We start from the raw sequence: 1,029 nt of genomic DNA, 5'->3' as shown, positions 1-1,029 counted from the left end.
CCATGATCATCGGTTACCTGTATGGCCGCGACAAGCGCGTCTGGTGCAAGTACCTGTGCCCGGTCAATGGCGTCTTCGGCCTGCTGGCCAAACTGGCCCCGGTTCACTACAAGGTGAACGAAGATGCATGGCGCGCTTCCTACCATCCAGAGCACAAGATCATTCCGGTCAATTGCGCACCTCTGGTGCCCATGCGCAATATGAAGGGTGCTTCCGACTGCCACATGTGCGGCCGCTGCAGTGGTCACCGTGATGCCATCGCCCTGAGTTTCCGCCCGCCGGCGGTGGAAGTGGTGCAGTTCGGCAAGACCAGCAACAGCCTGTGGGAAAGCGCCCTGGTGCTGTATGGCCTGCTGGGCATCGCCATCGGTGCCTTCCACTGGACGGTCAGCCCCTGGTTCATCGCCGTCAAGCAGGACATCGCCACCTGGCTGATCGACCGCGACATCATGTGGCCCTTCGGCACCCAGGCGCCGTGGTGGCTGCTGACCAATTATCCGCAGCAAAGCGATGTCTTCACCTGGCTCGATGGCGCCATGGTGGTGGGTTACATCCTCACCACCGGCCTGGTGCTGGGCACCGGCGTGGCCCTCATGTTCGGCCTGGCCACGCGCCTGCTGGGCAAGTGGGAGTGGAGCCGCTTCAACCACCTGGTGCAGGCGCTGATCCCGCTGGCGGGCTGCGGTGTCTTCATCGGCCTGTCGGCCACCACCATCAGCCTGTTGCGCGCCGAGCACTGGCCGGTCGACTGGGCCAACGACGTGCGCGCCGCCTTGCTGGCCACCATGACCCTGTGGAGCCTGTGGCTGTGCTGGAAGGTGGTGGCGCGCCATGCCACCCACTGGTGGCAGCAGGGGCTGGCCATGCTGCCCTTGATGGGGGCTCTGGCGCTGGTGAATACAGCCTGGTGGCTGATGTTCTGGGGCTGGTAAGGACGGTTTTTCTCGCGTGATATGAAAGAAAACGGCAGGCCTGCTCGCAAGCCTGCCGNTTTTATTTGTGCTTTTATTGATCGGCAGGGCTCGGAAT

Annotated in this window: 1 protein-coding gene; it reads left to right on the top strand. The window is 63.0% G+C overall.

What is annotated here, in order from left to right; translation table 11 throughout:
* On the top strand, positions 1 to 932 hold a 932-nt coding region (locus I5W_RS16540; RefSeq protein WP_044530042.1), incomplete at its 5' end, for a membrane protein.
* Positions 933 to 1,029: the final 97 nt, after the last annotated feature.

Source organism: Herbaspirillum sp. B65 (genome assembly GCF_000333555.1).
Classification (GTDB): Bacteria; Pseudomonadota; Gammaproteobacteria; order Burkholderiales; family Burkholderiaceae_D; genus Herbaspirillum; species Herbaspirillum rubrisubalbicans.
This window is presented reverse-complemented; position numbering and strand designations above follow the sequence as displayed.